The organism is Cupriavidus sp. HPC(L), assembly GCF_000307735.3.
In the GTDB taxonomy this organism is placed as follows: Bacteria; Pseudomonadota; Gammaproteobacteria; order Burkholderiales; family Burkholderiaceae; genus Cupriavidus.
The window spans coordinates 1-3,490 of record NZ_AMPR02000272.1 but is presented as its reverse complement, the minus strand read 5'-3'; the positions used below and the strand labels follow the sequence as shown (position 1 = coordinate 3,490).

Annotated in this window: 3 protein-coding genes; 1 reads left to right on the top strand and 2 read right to left on the bottom strand. The window is 68.0% G+C overall.

From position 1 onward, the window contains the following. Positions 1 to 1,139 (bottom strand): efflux RND transporter periplasmic adaptor subunit (locus tag B551_RS15435; protein WP_043440068.1); only part of this gene is annotated, 1,139 nt, incomplete at its 3' end. Positions 1,140 to 1,689: 550 nt separating this feature from the next. Here B551_RS15435 and B551_RS15430 point away from each other — a divergent pair. Further along, complete coding sequence (locus B551_RS15430; RefSeq protein ID WP_023264464.1) at positions 1,690 to 2,409, top strand: TetR family transcriptional regulator; 720 nt, start codon at positions 1,690 to 1,692, stop codon at positions 2,407 to 2,409. A gap of 62 nt (positions 2,410 to 2,471) precedes the next feature. On the opposite strand, the gene B551_RS15425 is transcribed toward B551_RS15430, so the two are convergent. Next, positions 2,472 to 3,490, bottom strand: a 1,019-nt coding sequence (locus B551_RS15425) for an ABC transporter substrate-binding protein (RefSeq protein ID WP_023264463.1), incomplete at its 5' end; no start/stop codon positions are given.

Sequence of the window (3,490 nt, the reverse complement as noted above, 5' to 3'; positions counted from 1 at the left end):
ACCTGCGCCTGGAACGGCACTGCCTTGGCCGGCGCACCCGGCTTGACCTTCTGCAGGCCCTCGACGATCACCTTCTCGCCGCCCTTCAGGCCTTCGGTGACCACCCAGCGATCGCCGATCGCCGGTCCCACCTTGACCGGCACCGCGGCGACGTTGCCGTCCGCGCCGACCACCAGCACCGAGGCGCCCTGGCCGCTGCGGATCAGGCCGCGTTGCGGCACGGTCAGCGCGTTCTCGTCGACACCCTGCTCGACCCGCACGCGCACATAGGTGCCCGACAGCAGATCACGGCGCGGATTCGGGAACTGCGCGCGCAGCGTGATCGCGCCGGTGCTCGGATCGACCGTCATGTCCGAGAACAGCAGCTTGCCGGTCTCGCTGTACTCGGTGCCGTCCTCGAGGAACAGGCGCACCTTGGCACCGCCGTCGACGCCCTTGATGGCGCCCGACTCGATGGCACGGCGCAGCCGCATCACCTCGGTGGCGGGCTGGGTGAAGGTCACCCAGATCGGATCGACCTGCTCGACCAGCGCCAGCTGGGTCGCCTGGCCGTTGCCGACCAGCGCGCCCTCGGTCACCAGCGCACGGCCGGCACGGCCGGAAATCGGCGCCGTGACCGTGGTATAGCCCAGGTTGATCTGGGCCGTGGTGACGGCGGCCTTGGCCGAGGCGATCTCGGCGGCGGCCTGGCCGGCAGCCGCGACAGCCTCGTCATATTCCTGCTTGCTGACCGCGTTGACGGCCACCAGCGGCTTGTAGCGCTCGGCCTTCTGCCGCGCGGCGACCGCATTGGCCTCGGCCCGGGCCAGACTGGCCTTGGCCGACGCCAATTGGGCCTGGTACGGCGCCGGGTCGATCTTGAACATCACCTGGCCGGCCTTGACCTCGCCGCCCTCACGGTAGTTGCGCGACAGCACGATACCTTCGACGCGCGCCCGCACTTCGGCGGTGCGCACGCCCTCGAGACGGCCCGGCAGCTCGTTGACGACCGGCACCGCCGTCGGCGTCACCGTCACCACGCCCACCTCGGGCGGCGGCATCGCGCCGCCCTGCGGGGCGTCGTTGCCGCAGGCGGACAGCGTGAGTACCGTCAGCGCAGCGGTAACGGCAAGCAAACTCGAACGTTGGGACTTCCTCATCGATAACCCCGTGATGGCAATTTGAGATCGGCCGGATACGCCAAACGCCGGCCCAGAGCTAAGGGGCCGGCGTGGACGTCCTGTGCGGCAGAACCCCACGACGGACCGTCGTGGAGAAAAAGAACAATACTAGCCACAAACCGCAATGGTGCCGTATGGATTGCGACAGATGGTCGCGTATGCGTCACTAACTGCAGCCCGCAGGACCCGAATGGTCAGGATCTCTTGGTAGAAAGATGCGCAGGGCTGGTCCAAATTGTGGCTAGCGCGTAGTATATATACATTCAAGCATGTATGTAAGAGAAATATTGCACCGCAAGGATGCCCAGTCTCTTTGCCCCGCCGGGCTGCGGCCGCATATGCGGGGGCAACCGGGATCGGTTAGCATGCCGCCCGTCGCACCGCAGCAAAACAGAGCAGGGAGTCCAGTGGTACCGCAATTTCGTGACGGATTCGTTTCTTTCGTGGCTGGCCGGCGACCGGGTGCGGTCGCCACGATCCTCGGCGAAGCCGTCCCATTCGTCCCCACCGCCCACTGAAGACACCGCTTATGGCCAGACGTACCAAGGAAGAAGCCCTCGAGACGCGACATCGCATCCTCGACGCGGCCGAGGCCGTTTTCCATGCGCGTGGCGTGGCGCGGCCCTCGCTGGCCGATATCGCCGAGGCCGCCGGCGTGACCCGGGGCGCGATCTACTGGCATTTCAAGAACAAGAGCGATCTGTTTGCCGCCATGTGCGATCGCGTGCATCTACCGGTCGAGGCGCTGTGCGAACCCGAGCGAATCGCGAGCCAGGAGGACCCGCTCGGCGGCATCCGCGACATCGTTGCGCTGGTGTTCCGCGAGACGGTGGTCAATCCGCAATGGCGGCGCGTGTTCGAGATCGTATTCCACAAGTGCGAGATGGTGGACGACAACGGCGCCATCCTCGAGCGCCAGCGGCAATCGCACGAGCAGGGCTTGCTGAAGATGCGCGAGCACCTGCGCCTGGCGATCGAACGGGGCCAGCTGTCGGCGGATCTCGATCTGGACCTGGCGGTCAACGCCTTCCATGCCGCGATCGGCGGCGTGCTGGCCCATTGGCTGTTCGCGCCGGGCGACTTCGACCTGAATGCCGACGCCGAACGGCTTGCCGACGTCTTCGTCGACACGTTGCGCTTCGCCCCGTCGCTGCGCAAGGGCTATGTGCCGCGGCCGATGGCCAAGCTGGACGAAGAGATGGCGGCCTTGCGGCTCAAGGTCCAGCAGCAGCAATGCGCGGGCGGCTGATGCGCTGCGCGGCGGCTGAACAACCCTCGTCCGTGTCGCCTCGCCACCGCCTTGCTCCGACTTCATCCCTTCATCGCCTCCCGCCAGCGTGCGAGGAAGGCCTGCTTGCGCAGCGTGTCCTGCGCCGCCAGCAGCCCCGGCCCGACGCTGATCGGCTTGAACGCGTAGCCCAGCCGCTCGGCCAGCGCCGTCGCGGTATGGCCGCTCTTCGTATCGGTGCGGATCGTATAGAGCCGCGACGCCGAACGCGCCAGCAACGCCTGCCCCTCGCGCGACAGCAGGAAATCCAGCCATAGCCGCGCGGCCCACGGATGCGGCGCCCGGCGCGCGATAAAGGCGACGCGCGACATCACCAGCGTGTAGTCGCTCGGCGCCACCACGCCGATCGCCGCGCCGCGCTCCATCAGCGACAGCGCGTACGAGCCCAGCAGATTGTAGGCCAGCACCAGTTCGCCGCTGGCGACCGATTCGACCATGTCCGCGGTCGACGCCGACAGCCGCACGCCGGCGCGTCCCAGCGCCTGCGCCAGATACCAGAACTCGCCGCCCATGCGCGCATCCTGCTGGGCCAGCAGATAGCCGACGCCCGAGCGCTCGATGTCGTAGGTGACCACGCGCCCGCGCCAGCGCGCTGCGTTGTCCTGCAGCAGCCGCGCCAGCGCGCTGCGGCTGCGCGGCACCGGCATGCCGTCGAAATGGCGGCGGTTGTAGACGATCACCGCCGGCTCGAAGGTGGTGCCCCAGGCCTCCTCGCGCCAGCTCGCCCAGCCGGGCAGCCCCGCGCGCTCGGGCGAGGCGTAGTGCAGTGCGTGGCCGTCGTTGACCAGCTTGATCTGCAGGTCCATCGCGGTGCTCCACAGCACGTCGGCGTGATCGGCGCGGACCGGCTGCGCGGACTCGGCGAGGAAACGCTGGTTCAGCTCGATCGTGTTCAGGTCGCGATAGGCGACCTTGACGCCGGGAAAGCGCGCCTCGAAGGCATTGAGCAGCGGCCGCGCGACGTCCTCGTCGGTCGACGCATAGACCGTGACCATGCCTTCGCGCTGGGCGCGCGCGATCATCTGCGGGTAGTCGGCCGGAT